Source organism: Brevibacterium sp. R8603A2 (assembly GCF_023072605.1).
Taxonomy (GTDB): domain Bacteria; phylum Actinomycetota; class Actinomycetes; order Actinomycetales; family Brevibacteriaceae; genus Brevibacterium; species Brevibacterium pityocampae.
Map to the genome: position 1 here is coordinate 1 of NZ_JALLGN010000047.1, position 485 is coordinate 485.

Below are 485 nucleotides of genomic sequence, written 5' to 3' on the forward strand. Positions count from 1 at the left end.
TCCGCCGCCAAGACGGCCTCGCCGCCACCTCCCGCGGAGCAGTGGACCGGGCCATGCGCACCCTCGGCCTCGAGGGTGTTCGCCGGGCGAAGAAGCTGCGCACCACCATCCCCGACCCCGACGGGAAACGTGCCGGTGACCTGCTGAACCGCGACTTCACCGCGTCCGCGCCGAACCTGGTGTGGGTCACAGATTTCACGTACGTGAGGACCTGGGCGGGCTTCGTCTACGTCGCGTTCGTCCTGGACGTGTTCGCCCAGCGGATCGTGGGCTGGCACGCCAGCTCCAGCATGCGCACCGACCTGGTCATGACCCCATTACGGATAGCTCTGTGGCAGCGCGACCGCGACGGAAACCCCGTCTCACCTGGCGATTTGATCCACCACAGCGATGCCGGGTCCCAGTACACATCTATCCGATACACCGAGCATCTCGACCTCGAGGGCATCGCGCCGTCGATCGGTACCGTCGGCGACGCTTACGAT

The 485-nt window shown here is 66.4% G+C and carries 1 protein-coding gene; it reads left to right on the forward strand.

Annotated elements, in window-relative coordinates:
• Window positions 1–485, forward strand: a 485-nt coding sequence (locus MTQ12_RS14835; RefSeq protein WP_247619229.1) for a DDE-type integrase/transposase/recombinase, incomplete at both ends; no start/stop codon positions are given.